18 protein-coding genes are annotated in these 20,315 nt (G+C 68.2%); 8 read left to right on the forward strand and 10 right to left on the reverse strand.

Annotation, left to right across the window (positions count from 1 at the left end; all coding sequences use genetic code 11):
• The first annotated feature begins 41 nt into the window (after positions 1–41).
• From MJ603_RS15230 to rimM, 5 genes are all read left to right on the forward strand, one after another.
• Positions 42–860 carry an SDR family oxidoreductase gene (locus tag MJ603_RS15230; protein ID WP_243064601.1) on the forward strand — a complete coding sequence of 273 codons (819 nt, stop codon included), beginning with the start codon at positions 42–44 and terminating at the stop codon, positions 858–860.
• A gap of 3 nt (positions 861–863) precedes the next feature.
• Positions 864–2,951, forward strand: a complete 2,088-nt coding sequence (locus MJ603_RS15235) for an FAD-dependent oxidoreductase (RefSeq protein WP_243064602.1) — start codon at positions 864–866, stop codon at positions 2,949–2,951.
• A gap of 167 nt (positions 2,952–3,118) precedes the next feature.
• Positions 3,119–3,532 carry a 30S ribosomal protein S16 gene (rpsP, locus tag MJ603_RS15240; RefSeq protein ID WP_243064603.1) on the forward strand — a complete coding sequence of 138 codons (414 nt, stop codon included), beginning with the start codon at positions 3,119–3,121 and terminating at the stop codon, positions 3,530–3,532.
• A 4-nt stretch (positions 3,533–3,536) separates the two neighbouring features.
• Entirely contained in the window at positions 3,537–3,764 is a 228-nt protein-coding gene (locus MJ603_RS15245) for an RNA-binding protein (protein WP_243064604.1), read from the forward strand.
• 5 nt (positions 3,765–3,769) lie between these two features.
• The gene (gene rimM / locus MJ603_RS15250; protein ID WP_243064605.1) at positions 3,770–4,375 is read left to right on the forward strand and encodes a ribosome maturation factor RimM; all 606 of its coding nucleotides are present in this window, start codon (positions 3,770–3,772) and stop codon (positions 4,373–4,375) included.
• A 78-nt stretch (positions 4,376–4,453) separates the two neighbouring features.
• Here the strand turns inward: rimM and MJ603_RS15255 are convergent, their stop codons facing one another.
• The 10 genes from MJ603_RS15255 to nirB all read right to left on the reverse strand — a co-directional run bounded on the left by MJ603_RS15255 (position 4,454) and on the right by nirB (position 17,142).
• The gene (locus MJ603_RS15255) at positions 4,454–4,810 is read right to left on the reverse strand and encodes a group 1 truncated hemoglobin (RefSeq protein WP_243064606.1); all 357 of its coding nucleotides are present in this window, start codon (positions 4,808–4,810) and stop codon (positions 4,454–4,456) included.
• 12 nt (positions 4,811–4,822) lie between these two features.
• A complete protein-coding gene (locus MJ603_RS15260; RefSeq protein WP_243064607.1) occupies positions 4,823–6,958 on the reverse strand; it encodes a molybdopterin oxidoreductase family protein in 2,136 nt (711 codons plus the stop codon).
• A gap of 106 nt (positions 6,959–7,064) precedes the next feature.
• Complete coding sequence (locus MJ603_RS15265) at positions 7,065–8,675, reverse strand: FAD-dependent oxidoreductase (protein WP_243064608.1); 1,611 nt, start codon at positions 8,673–8,675, stop codon at positions 7,065–7,067.
• Positions 8,676–8,717: 42 nt separating this feature from the next.
• Entirely contained in the window at positions 8,718–10,124 is a 1,407-nt protein-coding gene (locus MJ603_RS15270; protein WP_243064609.1) for an MFS transporter, read from the reverse strand.
• A gap of 220 nt (positions 10,125–10,344) precedes the next feature.
• Positions 10,345–10,590, reverse strand: a complete 246-nt coding sequence (locus MJ603_RS15275; RefSeq protein ID WP_243064610.1) for a DUF6457 domain-containing protein — start codon at positions 10,588–10,590, stop codon at positions 10,345–10,347.
• Complete coding sequence (locus MJ603_RS15280; protein ID WP_243064611.1) at positions 10,568–11,308, reverse strand: molybdenum cofactor guanylyltransferase; 741 nt, start codon at positions 11,306–11,308, stop codon at positions 10,568–10,570. Before MJ603_RS15280 ends, MJ603_RS15275 begins: the two co-directional genes overlap by 23 nt.
• Positions 11,305–12,510, reverse strand: coding sequence for a gephyrin-like molybdotransferase Glp (gene glp / locus MJ603_RS15285; protein WP_243064612.1), 1,206 nt, complete (start codon positions 12,508–12,510; stop codon positions 11,305–11,307). The genes MJ603_RS15280 and glp overlap by 4 nt, the downstream gene beginning before the upstream one ends.
• A gap of 107 nt (positions 12,511–12,617) precedes the next feature.
• Entirely contained in the window at positions 12,618–13,745 is a 1,128-nt protein-coding gene (locus tag MJ603_RS15290; protein ID WP_243064613.1) for a uroporphyrinogen-III synthase, read from the reverse strand.
• Positions 13,742–14,518: a uroporphyrinogen-III C-methyltransferase gene (gene cobA / locus MJ603_RS15295; protein WP_243064614.1), complete on the reverse strand. Its 777-nt coding sequence runs from the start codon at positions 14,516–14,518 to the stop codon at positions 13,742–13,744. Before cobA ends, MJ603_RS15290 begins: the two co-directional genes overlap by 4 nt.
• Positions 14,515–17,142: a nitrite reductase large subunit NirB gene (gene nirB, locus MJ603_RS15300; RefSeq protein WP_243064615.1), complete on the reverse strand. Its 2,628-nt coding sequence runs from the start codon at positions 17,140–17,142 to the stop codon at positions 14,515–14,517. Before nirB ends, cobA begins: the two co-directional genes overlap by 4 nt.
• Before the next feature lie 235 nt (positions 17,143–17,377).
• Here nirB and nirD point away from each other — a divergent pair, with 235 nt between their 5' ends.
• The 3 genes from nirD (at position 17,378) to MJ603_RS15315 (ending at position 20,240) form a co-directional block, all read left to right on the forward strand.
• Entirely contained in the window at positions 17,378–17,776 is a 399-nt protein-coding gene (gene nirD / locus MJ603_RS15305) for a nitrite reductase small subunit NirD (RefSeq protein WP_374230942.1), read from the forward strand.
• Positions 17,773–18,501, forward strand: coding sequence for a sirohydrochlorin chelatase (locus MJ603_RS15310; RefSeq protein WP_243064616.1), 729 nt, complete (start codon positions 17,773–17,775; stop codon positions 18,499–18,501). The genes nirD and MJ603_RS15310 overlap by 4 nt, the downstream gene beginning before the upstream one ends.
• 101 nt (positions 18,502–18,602) lie before the next feature.
• Entirely contained in the window at positions 18,603–20,240 is a 1,638-nt protein-coding gene (locus tag MJ603_RS15315) for an acyl-CoA dehydrogenase family protein (protein ID WP_243064617.1), read from the forward strand.
• The last annotated feature ends 75 nt before the right edge of the window (positions 20,241–20,315 follow it).

Raw genomic sequence — 20,315 nt, forward strand, 5'->3', positions numbered from 1 at the left:
CATCATCGAACACCGACGTACGACAGAAACGAAGGAAGAACATGGCCTCGGATGCGCCACGCGTCACCCTCATCACAGGAAGCTCCCGCGGCATCGGCCGGTTGCTCGCGCTGAAACTCGCCGCGAAGGGCGAGCATGTGGTGGTCAACTACAAGAAGAACGTCGAACTCGCCGATGACGTCGTGCGCGAAGCGCGCGCGGCGGGCGGCGGAGGCATCGCGGTGCAGGCCGACATCGAGGAGCCCGACGACATCGACGCGCTCTTCGAGGCGGTGCGCGCCGAGTACGGCAGGCTCGACGCGTTCGTGGCGAACGCGGCGGCCAGCGCCTTCAAGCCGGTCACCGCGCTCAAGCTCCACCACCTCGACCGCAGCTGGGCGATGAACGTGCGCTCGTTCGTGCTCGGCGCACAGCGTGCGCTCTCGCTCATGGGAAACGACGGCGGACGCATCGTGGCTGTGACGAGCTATGGTTCGCTTCGCTCGTTCCCTACCTACGCGTCGCTGGGAGCGGCGAAATCGGCTGTGGAGACCTACGTCAGGTTCATGGCCACGGAGTTCGGGCCGAAGAACGTGACGGTCAACGCCGTGAACGGCGGACTGATCGACACCGACTCGCTCGAGTATTTCTATCAGCGCGTGCCAGGCATGGCGCCCATGCAGAGCGTGATCGAGAAGATTCCGCTCGGTCGTCCCGGCACGGCGGACGACATGGCCTCCGCCGTCGAATTCCTGCTCGGTCCGACGGCCGGCTACATCACGGGTCAGACCCTCACCGTCGACGGCGGCCTCACCGTTGTCGCCCCGCCGTTCTGGGCCGACACCAGCGGTGAGCTGCGGGCAGCGGTCTACGGAGACTGACGGATGCCCTCGCCCGCGCTGACGAGAACCTTCTCGCCGTGGTCGATGGGCGGGCTCCGGCTCCCGCATCGCGTCGTCGTCGGCAGCATGCACACCGGCTTGGAGATGAGCGACGACGAAGGCGCCGGTCTCGCCGCCTTCTACCGGGAGCGGATCGAGGGAGGAGCGGCCCTCATCATCACCGGGGGCCTGGCCGTCGGGCCGGCCGGCCGCGGCGGACCGGACTACGCCGTGCTGACCGATCCCGTGGCCGGCGCACGGTTGGCGGCGGCGGTTCTGGCAGTGCACGAGGCCGGCGGATTCGTCTGCGCCCAGCTGTTCCACGCCGGCAGGTATGCGCTGCTGGATGGACTGACCGACCCTGACGGAAGCCCGAGCGAGGCGGTCGCGCCATCCGCCGTGCCGTGGTCGGCCGCTCGCGGAGCCGTACCACGAGCCCTGACAGGTGGCGAAGCCTGGTCGATCGTGGCCGAGTTCGCCGCTGCCGCTGCGACAGCGAAGGAACTCGGATTCGACGCCGTCGAGGTGATGGCCTCCGAGGGCTACCTCATCAACCAGTTCTGCTCGCCGGTGACGAACCTGCGCGACGACGAGTGGGGCGGCGATGCCGAGCGGCGCTCGCGGTTCGCGCTCGAGGTGGTTACCGCGGTGCGCACCGCGGTCGGTGGCCTTCCGATCTCCGTTCGCCTGTCGGGCGACGATCTGATGCCAGGGGGTCCCGATCCCGTCGAGTACGCCGAGCTGGCCGTACGCCTTGCCCGCGCGGGCGCTGATGCGGTGAGTGTCGGCATCGGATGGCACGAGTCGAGGGTCCCAACCGTTCAGGCCACAGTTCCGCACGGCGCCTGGCTGGCGGCGACCGAACGGATCGCCGCAGCGCTCGCCGACGCACAACTGCCGACGGCGGTCATCGCGAGCAACAGGTTCACCGACCTGCGCGACGTGGAACTCGTGCTGAAGCGCGGCACGGTGCAGGCCGTTGCGTTGGCGCGGCCGTTCCTCGCCGATCCGCGGCTGATCGAGCGTTCCCGGGCAGGCGACTTCGCGGCCGTGAACACCTGCATCGGCTGTGATCAGGCCTGCATCGATCGTTCGCTGGTGTTCGCACCCGTTTCGTGCCTGGTGAACCCGCGGGCGGGGCGGGAGGCCGAGCATCCCATCGTCATCACACGCTCGCGATCCGACATGGCCGTCGTTGGCGGAGGCCCGACGGGCATGGCAGCGGCATTGGACCTCGCTCGACGCGGACACGGTGTCACCCTGTTCGAGTCCTCGCCCGAACTCGGCGGCCAGTTCTCGCTAGCGGCTCGCATTCCGGGCAAGGAGGACTACGCGGCATCGGCACGCGCGGCACGGCTGGAGCTGGGGGCCCTCGGTGCGACCCTTCGACTGGGCGTCAGGGCAGTCGTCGACGATCTCGAGAGGTTCGATGGCGTCGTGGTGGCATCCGGCGTCAGACCACGAACCATCGACGTGCCCGGTGCGGATCTCCCGCACGTCATCGACTACGAGACGGCGATCATCGACGGAGTCGCACAGGGCCCCGTGGTCATCGTCGGCGGAGGCGGCATCGGCGTCGACGTCGCGACCCTGCTCGTCGAGCCCTCGGATGCCCGCGAGCGCGCCGCACGCTTCGGCCCGGCATTCGACCTTCCGTGGCCCGCCGACCTGGTCGAGGCCGGGCGCCGCGACTGGGCCAATCGCGCGCCGCGCCGCTCGCCGCTGCCCGGCAAGGACGTGACCGTCCTGCGGCGCACCGGCAAGTTCGCCGCAGGAGTGGGCATCACGACCAGGTGGGTCGTGCTCGGCGCGCTACGAGCTGCAGGGGTGACCATGATCTCCGGGGTCGGCTACCGTGCGATCACTCCGCACGGCGTGCTGATCGAGACGTCGGAGGGCGAGACCCGGCTGCTGCCCGCGGCCACGGTCGTGGTGTGCGCCGGCCAGGAGCCGTACGCGCCGCTGGCGTCTGAGCTCGAGCGGAGAGGCATCCGATTCGAGTGTGCGGGCGGAGCGCGCGACGCGCGGGGGGTCGACGCCGCGCGTGCGACGTCGGAGGGGCTTGCTGCGGCACGCAGGCTGGCACTGTGAACCGCACGATTATCGTTCGGGGCGTGAATCTGCAAGAATGATCAGTCGAGTTCGTACGGGACGACCCTCTATCAGACCGTACTGGAACTCTCCATCAGACCTCCTGCCGCGTGTGCCCCACGCCCTCGGCAGTCAGTTCGCGCGAAACACGTTGAATCAGGAGAATTGTGGCTGTCAAGATCCGCCTCAAGAGGCTCGGCAAGATCCGAGCCCCGTATTACCGCATCGTCGTCGCCGACTCGCGCACCAAGCGCGACGGTCGCGTGATCGAAGAGATCGGCAAGTATCACCCCACCGAGGAGCCCTCGTTCATCGAGGTGAACTCCGTGCGTGCCCAGTACTGGCTCTCCGTCGGTGCGCAGCCGACCGAGCAGGTCGCGGCCATCCTGAAGCTGACCGGTGACTGGGGCAAGTTCAAGGGCGACAAGGACGCCGTGAGCACCGTCAAGACGCGGGAGCCCAAGGTGCCGTTCGTCGCAGACGAGAAGAAGAAGCCTGTGCTCAAGCCGAAGACCGAGAAGCCGGCCGCCAAGGCCGAGCCTGCGGCCGCCGAGCCGGCTGACGAGACGACTGAGGCGTAATACCTTGCTCGCTCCTGCTCTGCAGCACCTGGTCGAAGGCATCGTCGATCACCCCGACGATGTGCACGTCGTTGCGAAGGAATCTCCGCGCGGCGAGGTCCTCGAGGTTCGCGTGAACCCCGAGGACCTCGGCCGGGTGATCGGCCGCTCCGGCCGTACCGCGAAGGCTCTCCGCTCGGTCGTCAGCGCGCTGGCCGACGGCCATCGCGTTCGCGTCGATCTCATCGACTGACCAAGGTGAGCGGGAAACAACCCAAGGCGCAGCTTCGCGTCGGACGACTGACCAAGGCCCATGGTCTCAAAGGGGCAATCAAACTCGAGCTCTTCACGGATGACCCCGAACGGCGGTTCGTTCCCGGTGCAGAGTTCTCCCTGCAGGTGCCGACCGGGTCGAAGTGGCACGGTAAGACCCTCACGCTCACCGAGCTGCGTTGGTATAACGGTCACGCCGTGGGCTTCTTCGAAGGCGTCGCCGACCGCACGGAGGCGGAGTCGCTGATCAAGGCGATTCTCTGGGTCGACCAGGACGACAGCGTCGAAGAGGATGCCTGGTACGACCACCAGCTGGTCGGCCTCTCGGTACTCCGAGACGGCATCGAAGTCGGCACCGTCGCACGCGTCGACCACCTGCCGGCCCAGGACCTGCTCGCCGTGAAGACGCCGAGCGGCGAGGTGTTGGTGCCGTTCGTCTCCGCGATCGTGCCGGAGGTGGACATCCAGGCCGGAACGGTCATCGTGACGCCGCCGCTCGGTCTGTTCGAAGAGGTGCCTGACTCGCTCGACGACGACGACGACACCGCCGTCGAGAAGGATGATGACGACACGGCGGGCGAATCGGACTGAACGCACCGCGAACGGCGGCACTTCGGAGTGGGCCGGCAGCCCTGGCCTCCGAAGTACCGCCGTTGTGCTCGACGTGCGCTACGCGGTGACGATCTCGGACTCGAGTGGCGCGATCGCGCCGATGATGGTGGTCACGGTGTCCGCCGGAACTCCGGCGTCCGTCAAGGCGGCGGTGAGGTGTCCTGCCACGAGTCCGAAGTGGTTCCGGCCGATCTCCAGCCCCTTGTGGACCTCGGCCATCGGGGCGCCCGTATAGGCGTCTTGCGGGCCACCGAGAGCGACAGTGAAGAATTCGACCTGCAGCCGCTTCAGTCTCGTCATGTTGACGCCGACGAAGAAGTCCGCCAGGTCGTCGTCTGCCAGAACTCGGTCGTAGAAGTCTGCGACCACAACGGTCAGCGCGTCGGCGCCGCCGATCTCTTCGTAAATGGACATGGGTGGTTCTCCTTATCGGTCGGGGTTGAGCGCCGTGGTCAGCGCGTGGATCGTCACCACGCTGTTCTTGAATTCGGGCATGAACGAGATCGGGTCCGTGGCATCGGAGACCAGAACGTTGGCGCTCTGAACGCCGGGAAAGTGGAACGGCAGGAATACGGTGTCGCGGCGGATGCCTCGTGTCGTCTGCGCGATCGCCACGACAGTGCCGCGCGCGTTTCGCAGCTCGATGGTGTCGCCGTCCACGATGCCTCGATCAGCAGCCGTCGCGGGGTGCAGTTGAGCACGCAACACCGGTTGCGCTTCATTCAATTCGGGCACTCGTCGGGTCTGACTCCCCGACTGGTAGTGCTCGAGAAGGCGGCCAGTGATCAGAACGAGTTCGTCGCCAGCAGGCAGCTGGGCGGCATCGGCATGCACGTGCACCGGGACGACGCGGGCGAGACCGTCTTCGGTCCCGAATCGATCGGAGAACAACCGCGGGGTGCCGCGGCTGCCTGCCGGGTAGGGCCAGTAGGCGGGGCGGCCGGCATCCAGGAGTTCATAGCTGAGACCCGAGTAGTCCGCGATACTACCCTCTGAGGCGCGGGCCAGCTCATCGAACACGGCCGAGGCCTCGATGTCGTACGTGCCAGGGGCATCCAGCCTCGCCGCGAGCTCGGCCATGATCCACAGCTCGCTCCGCGCGCCCGCCGGAGGGGAGATGGAGCGCCTGCGTCGGATGACGCGTCCCTCGAGGTTGGTCATCGTGCCTTCCTCTTCTGCCCACTGCGTAACAGGAAGGATGACGTCGGCGAGCTCTGCGGTCTCGGAGAGGAAGAAGTCGCAGACGACGAGCAGGTCGAGGCGGGCCAGGGCGGCTCGCACCTCCGAGGCATTCGGCGCTGAAACCACGACGTTCGCCCCGTGCACCAGCAAGGCACGTACGCCGTCGGGCTGTCCCAGCGAAGCCAAGAGCTGCACCGCGGGGAGTCCCGCGCCGGGGATGGCCTCCTCGTCGACGCCCCAGACGGCGGCGACGTGGCGACGGGCATCCGGATCGGTGATCTTGCGGTAGCCGGGCAGTTGATCGCACTTCTGTCCGTGTTCTCGTCCACCTTGCCCGTTACCCTGACCGGTCATCGTTCCGTACCCGCCGGATTCGGAGCCGGGCAGACCCAGAACGAGAGCGAGGTTGATGGCCGCAGTGGCGGTGTCGGTCCCGTTCACATGCTGTTCGACGCCGCGCCCCGTCAGAATGTAGGTTCCGTTTCCGGAAGCCAGACGACGCGCGACCTCACGTAACTGACCGGATGGAACGCCGGTCACAGCCTGGGTGCGCTCGGGCCACCACTCCGAGACGCTGCGCCTGAGTTCGCCGAATCCACTGGTGCGTTCCGCGATGTACCCGGCGTCGTAGAGGCGCTCCTTGATGACGATGTGCGTCAGACCCAGGAGCAGCGCGAGATCGGTTCCAGGCATCGGTTGAAGATGGATTCCGGCTCCGTCAGCTGTCAGCTTCGCCGTGGAGCTCTCGCGGGGGTCGACGACGATCAAGCCACCTGCCTTTCGCGCTCCCTCCAGATGCGACAGGATCGGTGGCATCGTGTCGGCCATGTTCGAGCCGAGTACGAGGATCGTGCCGGCCTCGTCCAGGTCGGCCACCGGGAACGGCAGGCCCCGGTCGAGACCGAATGCGCGGTTCGCCGCTGCCGCAGCAGACGACATGCAGAACCGGCCGTTGTAGTCGATTCGAGACGTACCCAGTGCGATCCGGGCGAACTTTCCGAGTTGGTACGCCTTCTCGTTGGTGAGGCCGCCGCCCCCGAAGACGCCGACCGCGTCGGCGCCATGCTGTCGTCGGCAGTCGATGAGACGATCGGCGATCAGATCGAGGGCCTCATCCCACGACACCGGGCAGAGCTTTCCGTCCTCGTCGCGGATCAGAGGCTCGACGACACGATGGGGCGAATTCAGCAGCGATGCGGATGTCCAACCCTTCTTGCAGAGGCCGCCGCGGTTGGTCGGGAAGAACAGGCCGGAGACCGTTACCGGCTCCTCGCCAGGGGCACCCGTGACCTCGTTGCGAGTGAGGGTCATCGCGCACTGGAGTGCACAGTACGGACAGTGGGTGTTCGTCTCGTGCGGTGCGGCAGGGGCCAGGGGCATGCCTCGACGATACGGACGTCGTATTTCGCCTCTCGCGCCCTCCGGTAAGGATTGTGTCACCGTGGACTCACACCGCGGCACGTTCGCTGTGAGGTGGTTCCGTCGCTCAGACCGCAACACCGTCCGCATCGGTAAAGCGCTCGAGAAGCTCGGCGATGCGGCCTTTGCAGCCTCCGCAGCCGGTGCCGGCCCTTGTCGCCTTGCCGATGCAGGCGACGGTGTCGTTGCCCTCGGCCGCCGCCGACTGAATCTGTGCGACCGATACCCCATTGCACCAGCACACCGTGGCGTCGGGAGCGAAGGCGTCGGCGTTCGCTTCGGGACTGTAGTCCGGTCCATCGAACCGCAGCAGGAGGGACCTGTCGGCGGGGAGTTCGCCGCCGCGTTCGAACAGCAGCGTGAGTTCAGCGGACGTGCGGGGCATCCCGACGCTGACGAATCCTTCGAGCACGCCGTCGCGCGTGATCATCTTCACGTACCGGCCGTGTTCGGGGTCTGCCCATTGCGAGACCGCTCGTGCGGACCGGTCGTCCTCGTGCTCGACGTCCCACGGTTCGACGCAGACGTCGCCGACCGCGACGATATCGACATCCTCGCCCTTCAACATGACGACCGCCGGGCGCTCAACGAGCGGATCGGTGTCGTGCTCGCCTCCTGCGCCGATCGACGCGAATCGTGCGGCGAGCCATTCCGCCTGCCGCCACCCGGGGCCGATCAGCCCTGAAGGACCTCCCGGGATTCGGGTATCGGCATCCGCAGCGTAGTTCACGGCCACATGAGCGCAATCGCCGATCGCGTAGATCTTCGGATCGGTCCACGACCGCAGATCCGGCGTGACGACGATGCCCGCTGCCGTCTTCAGGCCGGAGGCGGTCGCAAGTTCAGAGCGTGCGCCGACCCCGCACGACAACACGAGGAGGTCGCCGTGGATGTGTTTTCCGTCCGCCGTTCCGAGCGCATCGAATCGTCGTTCGCCGTCATCGTCTGTTCGGAATACGACGGCTTCCGCCCTGCTCTGGCCTACGACTGCAACGCCTGCACGACGTAGGGATGCTGCCAGCACCGTTCCACCGCCGATGTCGAGGTTACGGGGCATGGGAACCGGGCCGTGGTGCACGACACACGTCTCGGCTCCGGCGCGTGCAGCGAGCAACGCGAGCTCGAGCCCGAGCACACCAGCGCCGAGCACAACGATCTTCCGCCCGTTCCTGGCCGCGTCACCGACTCGGCGTGCATCGTCGAGATCGCGGAGCACGGTGATCCCGCGAGGCAGATCGTCATCCGTGCCGATGAGTCGCGTATCCGACCGCTCGAGGGCGAGCGCGTCCCGTGACATCCGCTGAACGCCATCCAGCGTAGGAACGTTGGCCCGGGCTCCCGTTGCAATCACCAGCCGGTCGTACTCGATGAGCTCACCGTCGGCCAACTCGACGGCTGAAGCCACTCGGTCGATGCGCACCACGCGCATCCCCAGCTCGACCCGTGCTCCGGCAGATCGTACGTCGTCGCCCGAATGGAGCACCATGTCGTCCCACTCGGTGTTTCCGACCGCATACTCGGCGACGAGCACACGATTGTAGGCGTCAGCAGTCTCGGCCCCCACCACCGTCAGCGCGACGTGGCCCGCTCGCACCGACGGCAGCAGCGCGTCGGCGAAACGCGCACCGACGGGACCGTAGCCGATGACCACCACCCGGAGTGCCGTGACGGCCGTCATCGCCCGACCGCCCGCGGATGCTCCCGGCGGGACGGCCCCGGATCACACACGTCGGCCGCTCTTCATCGCCGGCACCAGATACACCGCAACCGTGATGACCAGGAAGCCGGCGTAGGCGATGACGAACCACCAGAGGCCGTGCGTGTAGTCCCCGAATCGTGTCTTCGACGCGCCGAGGATCTGAGGCACCAGGAATCCGCCGTACGCCCCGACTGCGGAGATGATTCCGATCGCCGCGGCGGTGATCCTCTGCACACTCACGTCACCCGCGTGATTGTGCGCATCCGCGCTGCCGCCTCGCAGCGCGAACACCGTCGGGATCATGCGGTACACGGCGCCGTTGCCAACCCCGCTTGCGATGAACAGCACAATGAAACAGGCGAGGAAGGTGGCGAATCCGCCGACCGGTAGCGAAATGATGACGAAGACCGTCGCAGCGGCCATCACCACGAACGATGCCGATGCCACAGCAGCGCCCCCGAGACGATCGGCGAGCCGACCGCCCCAGGGGCGGGCCAGGGATCCGACCAGGGCGCCCAGGAACGCCAGAGAGACCACAGCGGTGCCGACGTGGAGGGCGCTGAACTGCGGGAACTCATCCGCGATGAGCTTCGGGAAGACTCCGGAGAAGCCGATGAAGGATCCGAAGGTGCCGATGTAGAGCACGGCGAGCACCCAGAGGTGCGGCTCTTTGACGACGGCCAGAGACGCCGTGAAGTCGGCCTTCGAACCACGCAGGCTGTTCATGCGGGTGGCGGCGCCGATGATCGCGATCCCGATGAAGGGAATCCAGAACCACCCGGCGATCGGCAGGTTGACGGCATCCGCGGCCGTCACGGTGATCAGGATGGGCACCAGGAACTGGGCGACGGCGGCGCCGAGGTTGCCGCCGGCGGCGTTGAGGCCGAGCGCCCAGCCTTTCATGCGCTGCGGGTAGAAGAACGTGATGTTCGCCATCGAGCTGGCGAAGTTGCCGCCGCCGAAGCCCGCCAGCCCTGCGATCAACAGCATCACGACAAATGGCGTCCCGGGATTCGCGACCGCGATCGCCAGCGCCACTGTGGGGATGAGCAGCAACGCCGCCGACACCATGGTCCAGACCCGGCCACCGAACTTCGGAACCATGAACGTGTAAGGCAGTCGCAGGGTGGCGCCGACAAGGCTCGGCACGGAGATGAGCCAGAAGATCTGCCCGTCCGTGAAGTGGAATCCCGCGGCGGGCAGTGCGACGACCACGACGCTCCACAACTGCCAGACGACGAATCCGAGGAACTCCGTGAAGATCGACCAACGGAGGTTGCGCGCCGCGATCGCCTTGCCCTTGGTCGCCCACTGCTCCGCGTCTTCGGGATCCCATCCCTCGATCCATCGACCGGACCCATGCACGAGAGCGGTCGGCTGTGCTGCGGAGGTGGTGGTGGTGTCGGTGCGATTCGAGGCAGAGGTCATGGCACTCTCCAGAGGACGGGATGCAGCGAACTGACGGATGGCTGGAACGACGGATCAGATGGGCGGTCGCCCTAGGTGTGTCGTCGAGGCTAAGCGGGGAGGATTTCGGCGGGCGACCTCCGCCGTATCTGCTCCGTAACGAAGACCTCTCGGTGACGATCGCTCCCGGTGAGGTGCCGGACTGTCGTCGTCTTCGGAGAGGCCGGATGCGACGGCCACGTCAGGACGCGTGATCCTTCAACAGCAGGTCGATGCGCCGCCACGCTTCGTCAGCACTCAGGCCTCGACCTACCGCCAGACCCGCCACGAACGCGCTCACGGGTGCGCCTGCCCGTGCGACGCCGTGGGCCACATCGCGGGCGAGGTCCAGCACTCGGCCGATCGGCACATCGGCGACCGGCACTTGGAGGGTTTCAGCAAGGTCGCGCACCCATGCTGCGAGGTCATCGGGGGTGGTGTCGCTCATTCGTCTCTCCTTCGTCTGGACGCACGCATGCCCCGCCGGTCGTGGGATCGACGGCGCCGAACCGATCGACGTCGTCCCAGGTGTCGATGTCGACGGAGGTGCCGTGGTCGGGGATGCGCTCCAACCGCAGGCTGCGCATGACCGCGTGCAGAGATGCGTTCGTGCTCCCGGCGGACAGGCCACCGATCGCGGAGCGCAACGACTCGGCCCGGTAGATGCCTGTGAGCCACTGGTCCCTTCCTGCTTCATCGACGAGCACGACGCCGTCGACGGCTGTGCCTTTCTCCGGGTCCGATCCATCGACGACGTGCTCGATCATGGCGGCGAGCCGATCGCCGGCGAGTTCGACATGAGGAAGATCTGCGGCCAGCAGCAGCACGAGCGTGGCTGTGACCTTCGAGAGTCCGGCGGCGAGGGCGGCGACCGGCCCACCGAACGGCGGATCCTCGCGCACAGAGACGAAGAAGGCGGTCGAATCGGGTGCGGCCGTTCGGGCACGCTGCGGACCGACCAGGACGATCCTGTCAGCGCCGACTACGCCGGCGGCCGCGATCGCGCGATCCACGAGGCGCGTACCGCCCACGATCAGTGCGGCCTTGTCGATCCCGTCGAGACGCGACGCACGGCCACCGGCGAGGATGATCGCGTCGATCCTCGACGAGGCATCCGTGCACGTGGGCGCGTGGTCGGCTCGGGCCCGGTTCGTGAACTCGGTCATGGTCTCAGCGTGACCGGAACGAGGTCGCCGACCCGGACCTCGGCCGACTCGGCAGGGATCACGGCATAGCCGTCGGCGCGGGCGAGGCGGCCGATCAGGTGGGAGCCGCTGCCGCGATCGTTGGCGGGACGCACGTGAAGGCCGCCATCGACCCGACGCGCGACGACCGGCATGTATTGCCGACGCATCGGTGGCTTCGCCCATCCGGTCTCTGCCACGGCCACCTCGGTCGGTGACTCAGAGGGCAGACCATGCAGGGTTCGAAGCAAAGGCAACACGAAGGCGTCGAACGACACGGCCGCTCCGACCGGATTCCCCGGCAGACCGAACACGGCGGCGCCTCCGAGCCTTCCGAACGCTTGCGGTTTGCCCGGCTGCATCGCCACCTTCGCGAACTGCAGATCCAGCCTTGTCACGGGGTCGTGAGCACCGACGCTGACGCCGCCGGTGAGGATCACGACGTGCGGCGCGTACCGCAGCGCCTTCTGAAGCGCCAGATCGAGCTCTCCGACGAGATCGCCCGCACGGGAACGGTGCACGACGTCGGCACCGGCTGCTGCCGCGAGTCCGCACACCAGGGGGCTGTTCGAGTCATGGATCGAGCCTCGTCGCAACGCGACACCCGGCGGCCGCACCTCGTCTCCTGTGGCGATCACGGCCACGCGCGCTCGGGCACGTACCTCGACACGCTCGACCCCTGAGCTCACGGCGGCCGCGACGTCATAGGGCGTCATGACTCTTCCGGCGGACAGCACGAGGTCGCCAACCGCCAGGTCCTCACCACGGCGACGGATGTTGGCGCCCGGCCGGGGCGCGGTCGTCACCGTCACGCGGTCAGCGGCCCAGTCCGCTTCGGCCGTACGCTCGATCGGCACGACGGCGTCGGCGTCGGTAGGAACCGGGGCACCCGTCATGATGCGCACGGTGGAGCCGGACTCGATCAGGGGATCGTCCGCGCTCCCCGCCGCGACCTCGCCGACGACGCGCAGCTCGGACAGCGAGCCGGGAGTCGCCTCGAGCAGATCGCCCCGGCGCACCGCGTAGCCGTCCATCGCAGAGTTGTCGAAAGGCGGCGACGGGTGCACGCAGACGACATCGGTCGCGAGCATCCTGCCGTACGCGAGATCCACCCGGACGGACTCGGGTTCCAGAGGACGCACGTCGACCAGAACTCGCGCCAGGTGCTCATCGACGGTGATCATGGTTCCCCCGAAGATCGATCACGCGGGTGAAGACGGCCACGACGACTCCTTTGGTCGCAGGTGGAGCGGCGGCTGCCATGTGCTGTCGGCGGCAGACCCGCGTGGGCTCAGACATTGAGCCGATATCCGCGTTTCACCACGGTGGTGATGAGGCTCGGAGCACCGATCGCCAGGCGAAGGCGGCTGAGGGCGACTTCTACCGCATGGTCGTCCGGGCGGCCGGGGAGCGAATCCGCGAGCTGTGCTCTCGTCACGACCGCCCCGCCTGCTCTCGCGATGATGCGGAAGAGCGTGAGAGCGGAAGGCGGCAGGGTGGTGCACACGCCGTCGATGGTGATCATCGAGCCTCGCATCTCGATGGTGCCGTGCGCGCTCGTCACGTACTCGACTCGGCGTTGCTCGAGCTCTTCGCACACGAGGCGGATCAACGCACCCATGCGGTGACGCTCCGGCTGAATCGGGTTCAGCCCGACGGCGATCAGCGGTGCGGCGGTCACGGGACCCACCGCGGCGGCGAGCACGCGAGTCGACATCGCATCGATCAACTCGTCACGTCGCCCGAGCAACTCCGCCGTGCCGAACAGTGCATCCACCGCGGGCGCGCTGGTGAACGTGATGCAGTCCAGCCTGCCTGAGCAGGCCGCGTCGATGAGCCGCAGCACGCGGTTGTCGGAGGCGTCGGGGGCGAGCCAGCGGTACGGCGAGGCGGTCAGCACCCGGTGTCCTGCCGCCCGCAGCCGATCGAGCTGCGGCTCGTCGGTGTAGCCGTGTACCTGAACGGCGACGACCTGTCCTTCCGGATAGCGTTCGAGCACCCGATCGATGAGCGACGCGGTGGTCTCCTCGTCGCTCATGCCACGATCGTCGAGTCCGGCTGCCCGGATGCCGCCTCTCGCCTTCGGACCGCGAACCAGAATGTCCGCATCGGCGAGCACCGCGACGAGCGCGTCGCCGAGGCCGGCGGCATCCGCCACCTCGAACCAACGGCGGATGCCGTACGCGGTCGTCGCGAGCAGGATGCCCGGCCGCGCTTCGAGAACCGCGCGGGTGTCAGCGATGACGGGACCGTCGGCATCCGCATTCGCCATCTGGATCGTCGGGGCGTGCAGTACCTGTGCACCGCGACGCTCCAATGCATCGATGAGGTCGCCACTGCGACGATCGCTCGTGACGCCGATGCGGAAGCCGTGCAGCTGGTCCGGCCTGAAGACCGGTACCTCCAGGTCGCCGGTCATGGCTGCACGAGTTCCACCGCGTCGGTGAGACGTCGAGCGGCGCTCGCGTCGCCCTGCCACGCGAGTCGCACGACGTCGCCGATCACGATCACGGCAGGCGACGAGACCCCGGCTGTCGCGGCGACCGTGACGATGTCGGCGAGCTCGGCGATGGTCGTGCGCTGTCCCGGAGTGTGCCCCCGCTCGATCACGGCGACCGGCGTGCGAGCATCCAGACCGTGCTTCGCGAGTCCAGCAGAGAGGGTGGGCAGTGTTCCGGCTCCCATCAGCACGACGATCGTGCCACCGAGACCGGCGAGGTGCCGGTGTTCGTCGTCGCTGAGCGGCGCGTGCCCCGACACGACGGTGAACAGGTGGCTGATGCCGCGGTGCGTGAGCGGGATGCCCGCTGCGGCCGGCACAGCTGTCGCGCTGCTGACTCCCGGAATGACGCGCACCGGAACACCGGCCTCCCGGCAGGCGAGCACCTCCTCTCCGCCTCGCCCGAACACGTAGGAATCGCCGCCCTTGAGCCGAACCACGCGTGAGCCGTCCAGGGCGTGCCGCACGAGCATCCGCTCGATCTCGGGCTGCGCGACCGCATGATGGCCCGGTTGCTTGCCGACGTCGACGAGCAACGCGCGCGGTGCCCAGTCGGCCAGCCGATCGTGCGGTGCGAGCCGGTCGTAGAGCACGACGTCGGCGTGGGCGAGGGCATCGAACGCGGCCGCCGTCATGAGCTCGGCTGAACCCGGTCCGCCACCGACGAGGGTCACGCTCCCGGAGGCGGTCACGAGCGGCTCCCCTCGGTCGAGAGAGTTTCTCTCGGCGGCGCCGTCGGCATGCCGAGCGAGACGGGCATCGGCGCCTCGCCAGGGCGAGCAGGCCGTGGTTGGCCGCGTTCGATCACCCGCGGAAGCCCGGTGTCAGGGGCGTCTGGAGCATTCACGAAGGAACGGAAGCGGCGCAGCCGCTCGGGGTCTGCCAGTGTTGCAGCCCACTCGTCCTGGTAATCGTCGACATGGCGGTGCATCGTCGCCTCCAACTCGTCGGCCAGCCCGAGCGCGTCGTCGACGACGACGCTGCGCACGTGGTCGAGCCCCCCATCGAGGTCCTCGATCCAGCGGGCGGTGCGCTGCAGGCGATCAGCCGTGCGGATGTAGTAGATGAAGTACCGGTCGATGTATCTGATCAGGCTCTCGTCGTCGAGATCCGTCGCCAGCAGCTGTCCATGAGCAGGCTGCAGACCGCCGTTGCCGCCCACGTACAGATTCCAGCCCTCCGCCGTGGCGATCACGCCGACGTCCTTGCCGCGCGCTTCCGCGCACTCGCGTGCGCATCCGGAGACACCGATCTTCAGTTTGTGCGGCGCTCGCAGACCGCGGTATCGCAGTTCGAGACGGATCGCCATCGCCACCGAATCCTGCACGCCGAAGCGGCACCACGTCGAACCGACGCAGCTCTTCACGTTGCGCAGCGCCTTTCCGTAGGCCTGGCCGGACTCGAAGCCCGCGTCGACGAGTATTCGCCAGATGTCGGGCAGCTGATCGAGGCGTGCGCCGAACATGTCGATGCGCTGGCCGCCGGTGATCTTCGTGTAGAGACCGAACTTCTCGGCCACGGCGGCGATGACCGCCAGCTTCTGCGGTGTGATCTCGCCGCCGGGGATCCGCGGCACGACGGAGTAGCTGCCGTCCTTCTGCATGTTCGCGAGCGCGCGGTCGTTCGTGTCCTGCAGCGAGCCGCGACCATCGTCGAGGATGTATCCGCCCTGGCTCGCCAGCATGGATGCCACGGCCGGCTTGCAGATGTCGCAGCCGCGCCCTGAACCGAAGCGCTCGACGATGGCGTCGAACGACGCCAGCCCGAGCACCCTCACGCCGTCGAACAGCTCCTGCCTGGTCATCGCGAAGTGCTCGCAGAGAGCATGCGAGACGGCGACTCCCGCAGCGGTCAGCTCCTGTTCCATGAGCTTCTTCACGAGCGGGACGCACGAACCGCACTGGGTACCGGCCCTCGTGCAGGCCTTGAGCGAGCCCAGGTCATGACATCCCTCGCCGGAACCGCCCCCGCTGCGAACGGCCTCCCGCACCGTGCCGGCGGTCACGATGTTGCAGGAGCAGACGAGCGCATCATCGGGCAGGTCCGCACCCGATGGGGCCTCGCCACCCGCCGAGAGGTAGGCGGCGGGTTCGGCGCCGAGCTCGCGCCCGAGCATCGGCCGCAGCGAGGAGTACGGCGCTGCGTCGCCGACGAACACTCCGCCGAGCAGGGTCTTGGCATCCTGCGAGACGACGATCTTCTGGTAAAGCCCGCGGGCCGGGTCGGCGTAGACGATCTCGAGTGCGCCGGATGTCGCGCCGAGCGCGTCGCCGAACGACGCAACGTCGACGCCGGAGAGCTTGAGGCTCGTCGCGTCGTCGATCGATGAGAACTCGGCGTCGCCACCCAGCAGGCGGTCGGCGACGGTCTCGGCCATCGCATTCGCCGGCGCGACCAGGCCGACGCAGCGGCCGAACACGTTGGCGACCTCCCCGATCGCGAAGACGTTCGGGTCGGAACTGCGGCAGTCCGCGCCGACCACGACGCCGCCGCGCTCGCCGATGTCGAGGCCCGCGGCGCTGGCGAGCCCATCGCGCGGGGTCACCCCGATCGCGAACACGACGATGTCGGCGTCCACCACTTTGCCGTTCGTCAGCTTGACAGCGTGCACGCTCCCGTTTTCGACCAGCAGCTCCTGCGGTCGCGTGCCGAGCTCGAGCCGGATGCCGTGCCCTGCGATCAGCCGCGACAGCGCCTGCCCGGCTCCCTCATCGAGCTGAGCCGACATCAGCCAGCCACCGGAGTGCACCACTGTCGCTTCAGCACCGAGCCCGGTGAGCCCGCCTGCAGCCTCGAGGCCGAGCAGCCCACCGCCTGCCACGAGCACGCGCGGTGCGCGACCGGAGCGTTCGACCACCTGCGCGCACTCCGCGACCAAGGCGTCGACGTCCTCGAGCGTGCGATACACCCTGGCGTGATCGCTGCCTCTGATCTCGGGCACGGGAGCGGTCGACCCGGTGGCGAGCACGAGCTCGTCGTACGGATGCTCGGCGCCGTCATCCGTGTGGACTCTGCGCGCCGCGCGGTCGATCCTGGTGGCGCGAACGCCGGTGAGCAGACGCACGCGGGCGGCATCCCACGGCCGCGTCGGCACGAGAGTGAGATCCTCCTCGCCCAGCAGCCGGTGGCTGAGCGAGACCCGGTCGTACGGCTGGTGGGGCTCGTCACCGAGCACCGTCACGTGCAGCGTTCCCGCGTCGTCACGCGAATTGATCGCGTCGGCGAGGCGATGGGCGGCCGGACCCGCACCGATCACGACCACGCGCCGTGCATCCGTTGCCGGCTCGTCGACGGCGTCGCCTCGATCGTCGCTCATCTGGGGTTTCCCTTCGGTCGCCTGGCTCGTGAAGCGAGCCTAAGAACGGGCTGTTTCGACTTCTTTTCGGGAGCGTGAACGACCGTTACAGCGCCCCTACACCCGAGGCGCCGCAGTGTGAGATCGAAGTCACTCGACTGAAACACGCCTTCGATCGCTCGTAACATGCGCTGCCTACCCTCGAGTACGAAGCCCGCGATCCGCGGCGAACCGTCCCCGGCGTGAGGAGACCACGGTGACACTGACCATCGAACCGGCCATTCACGAGGACATCGTTCCTGCGCCGCGGCACGCCAGTGCGCACGCGGTCGCATGGCAGCGCGTGTGCCGGATCGACGACCTCGAACCAGGATGGGGCGAGGCCGTGCTGTTGCCCGAGAGACAGGTCGCCCTGTTCCTGGTAGGCGCCGGAGAGCTCTACGCCGTCGACCATCGCGACCCGAAGACCTCCGCTCCCGTGATGGCGCGTGGCATCGTGGGCTCGAAGGGCGCTCGCCCTACGATCGCCTCCCCGCTGCTCAAGCAGGTCTACGACCTGGCGACGGGCGAGTGCCTGAGTGAGTCGGGTCCCTCGCTGGCCACGTACGCCACTCGAGTCGTCGGCGAGTTCGTCGAGATCGCGGCGGCGGCGTGACCCAGCAGCACTCGGTGGCCCTCGTCTCGCACGGCACGTCGTCCCCGCTCGGCCGCACGGCGGTGGCAGCGCTGGTCGACGCCGTCGGCCGACGTCTCGGCGATCGCCGCGTGGTCTCCGGCTTCGTCGACGTGCAGCAGCCGGACCTGCCGTCGACCCTCGCAGGCGGACGCGGTTCCATCGTGGTGCCGCTGCTGCTCTCCGCCGGCTACCACGTGCATGTCGACATGCGCGAGGCAGTACACGCGGATGCCTCGCCTTCGGTCCTCGCCGCGGCGCTCGGCCCCGACGACCGGCTGGTCGACGTGCTCGCGCGCCGACTGCGCGAGGCAGGGCTGACCGAGTCCGACGGGAGCGACGACGACGTCGTGGTGCTGGCGGCGGCCGGCAGCAGCGATGCGCGGGCTGTCGCGGACTGCCGCGACATGGCATCCAGACTCGGCTCGGCGCTCGGCCGCGAGGTGACGTGCGCGTTCATCTCAGCGGCGACCCCGCGGCTGACGGATGCCGTCAGCGCGGCGCGCAGGCGGCATCCGTCGAGCCGTGTCGTCGTCGCCACCTACCTTCTCGCCTCCGGGTACTTCGCAGACCTCGCCGCCGCGTGCGGTGCAGACGTCGTGACCGGCCCGCTGTTGTCGGCACAAGGCGTGGTTCCCGAAGAGCTCGTGGATGTCGTCGTCGATCGGTGCCTCGTCGCCGAGAGCGAGGCCCTGATCGCGTCATAACCCGTCGGTTCCCCGCCCGGCACGCCGCTGCGCGGTATGACTGGATGGGCGAGGATGGGGGCACCGCCGCACCAGAAGGCGGGGCGAAAGGACGGGTTTCGATGACGAAGCCGGCACCCCATCTCACGCACGCTGTCGCCAACCAGGCGCCCGACCGCGTCGACGTGAACGAGTTCACGACGAACGTTGCGCTCGTCGAGTCCGCCAGGCGCTTCGACGCCGAGTGGGCTCTGGATGAACTCACCGACACGGGTCGGCTGGTAGGGAGCGCCGAACTGCAGAGGGCGGCAGCGCTCGCCGAACGCCGTGAGCCCGTCTTGCACAGTTTCGACCGGCACGGCAATCGGATCGACGAGGTCGAGTACGACGACTCGTACCATCTGGTCGCTCGCGAGTCCGTCGCGCACGGCTCGCACACGGCAGCGTGGGCCGATCCGCGGCCGGGCGCGAACGTCGCACGCGCCGCCACGTTCATGCTGTTCGCGCAGGTCGAGCCGGGGCACGCCTGCCCGATGTCCATGACCCATGCGGTCGTGCCGGCGCTTCGTCAGCAACCGGAGCTGGCAGACCGGTGGCTGCCGCGCATCCTGAGCCGTGACTACGACCCCCGACTGGTCGTCGGCAAGTCGAGCGCGCTGTTCGGCATGGCGATGACCGAGAAGCAGGGCGGCAGCGACGTGCGGGCGAACACCACGATCGCCGTGCCGGACGGCGACGGCTGGCTCATCACCGGCCACAAGTGGTTCTGCTCAGCACCGATGAGCGACGCGTTCCTTGTGCTGGCCACGACGGACGCCGGCATCGGCTGCTTTCTCGTTCCGCGCGTGCTCGACGACGGAACGCGCAACGTGTTCCGCATCCAGCGGCTCAAGGACAAGCTGGGCAACCGGTCGAACGCGTCGAGTGAGGTCGAATTCGACGGCACCGTCGGCTACGCGGTGGGGGAGCAGGGGCGCGGTGTGCGCACCATCATCGAGATGGTCGCCCGCACCCGGCTCGACTGCGTGCTCGGCACGGCGGCCGGCATGCGGCAGTCGGTCGCCGAGGCGGCATGGCACGTACGGCATCGCGCGGCGTTCGGCCGAACGCTCGTCGATCAGCCGTTGATGCGCAACGTGGTGGCCGATCTCGCTCTGGAGTCCGAGGCGGCGACGGCGATGGCTCTGCGGCTGGCGAGGGCTCACGACGACGACGCGTCCGATGCCGAGGTGGCGTTCAGGCGGCTCGCCACCGCTGTCGAGAAGTACTTCATCTGCAAGCGCGGACCGGGCCACGCGTACGAGGCGCTCGAGTGCCTCGGCGGCAACGGCTACACCGAGGAGTATCCGCTCGCCAGGCGATATCGGGAGCAGCCGGTGATGGCGGTCTGGGAGGGCTCGGGCAACGTGATCGCGCTCGACATCCTGCGGGTGCTCGCGCGGGAGCCGGATGCCGTCGCCGCCGTGCGCGACGAGCTCGCCTCGGCCGCGCACGTCGATCGGAGGCTCGCCGACCTGCTGCGGTCGATCGACGTCAGGCTGGTGCAGGCATCCGGCCGCGAACCGGATGAGATCGCCTTCGACGCCCGCGTGCTCGCCGAAGACCTCGCCGTTGCGTTGCAGGCTGCTGTGCTGATCGGCGGCGGATCCACCGCGGTCTCCGATGCGTATTGCGCCTCGAGGCTGGGCGAACGTCGCAGCCTCCTGTACGGAACGCTGCCTGCCGGCCTCAACGTCGAGAGCATCCTGTCCCGCGCCTGAGCTCAGGATGCCCGCGGCGAGATCCCGCGAGATGCGGCTGCGATCCCGCTGAGATCCCGCCGAGAGCACCTGTTC

This window comes from Humibacter sp. RRB41 (genome assembly GCF_022761015.1).
GTDB lineage: Bacteria > Actinomycetota > Actinomycetes > Actinomycetales > Microbacteriaceae > Humibacter.

Coding starts and splice junctions, on each gene's coding strand:
- MJ603_RS15275 (WP_243064610.1), bottom strand. CDS start 10,590: ATGAGCGACACCACCCCCGATGACCTCGCAGCATGGGTGCGCGACCTT.
- MJ603_RS15270 (WP_243064609.1), bottom strand. CDS start 10,124: ATGACCTCTGCCTCGAATCGCACCGACACCACCACCACCTCCGCAGCA.
- MJ603_RS15280 (WP_243064611.1), bottom strand. CDS start 11,308: ATGACCGAGTTCACGAACCGGGCCCGAGCCGACCACGCGCCCACGTGC.
- MJ603_RS15235 (WP_243064602.1), top strand. CDS start 864: ATGCCCTCGCCCGCGCTGACGAGAACCTTCTCGCCGTGGTCGATGGGC.
- MJ603_RS15260 (WP_243064607.1), bottom strand. CDS start 6,958: ATGCCCCTGGCCCCTGCCGCACCGCACGAGACGAACACCCACTGTCCG.
- MJ603_RS15315 (WP_243064617.1), top strand. CDS start 18,603: ATGACGAAGCCGGCACCCCATCTCACGCACGCTGTCGCCAACCAGGCG.
- MJ603_RS15230 (WP_243064601.1), top strand. CDS start 42: ATGGCCTCGGATGCGCCACGCGTCACCCTCATCACAGGAAGCTCCCGC.
- MJ603_RS15255 (WP_243064606.1), bottom strand. CDS start 4,810: ATGTCCATTTACGAAGAGATCGGCGGCGCCGACGCGCTGACCGTTGTG.
- MJ603_RS15265 (WP_243064608.1), bottom strand. CDS start 8,675: ATGACGGCCGTCACGGCACTCCGGGTGGTGGTCATCGGCTACGGTCCC.
- MJ603_RS15290 (WP_243064613.1), bottom strand. CDS start 13,745: ATGACCGGCGACCTGGAGGTACCGGTCTTCAGGCCGGACCAGCTGCAC.
- nirB (WP_243064615.1), bottom strand. CDS start 17,142: ATGAGCGACGATCGAGGCGACGCCGTCGACGAGCCGGCAACGGATGCA.
- glp (WP_243064612.1), bottom strand. CDS start 12,510: ATGATCACCGTCGATGAGCACCTGGCGCGAGTTCTGGTCGACGTGCGT.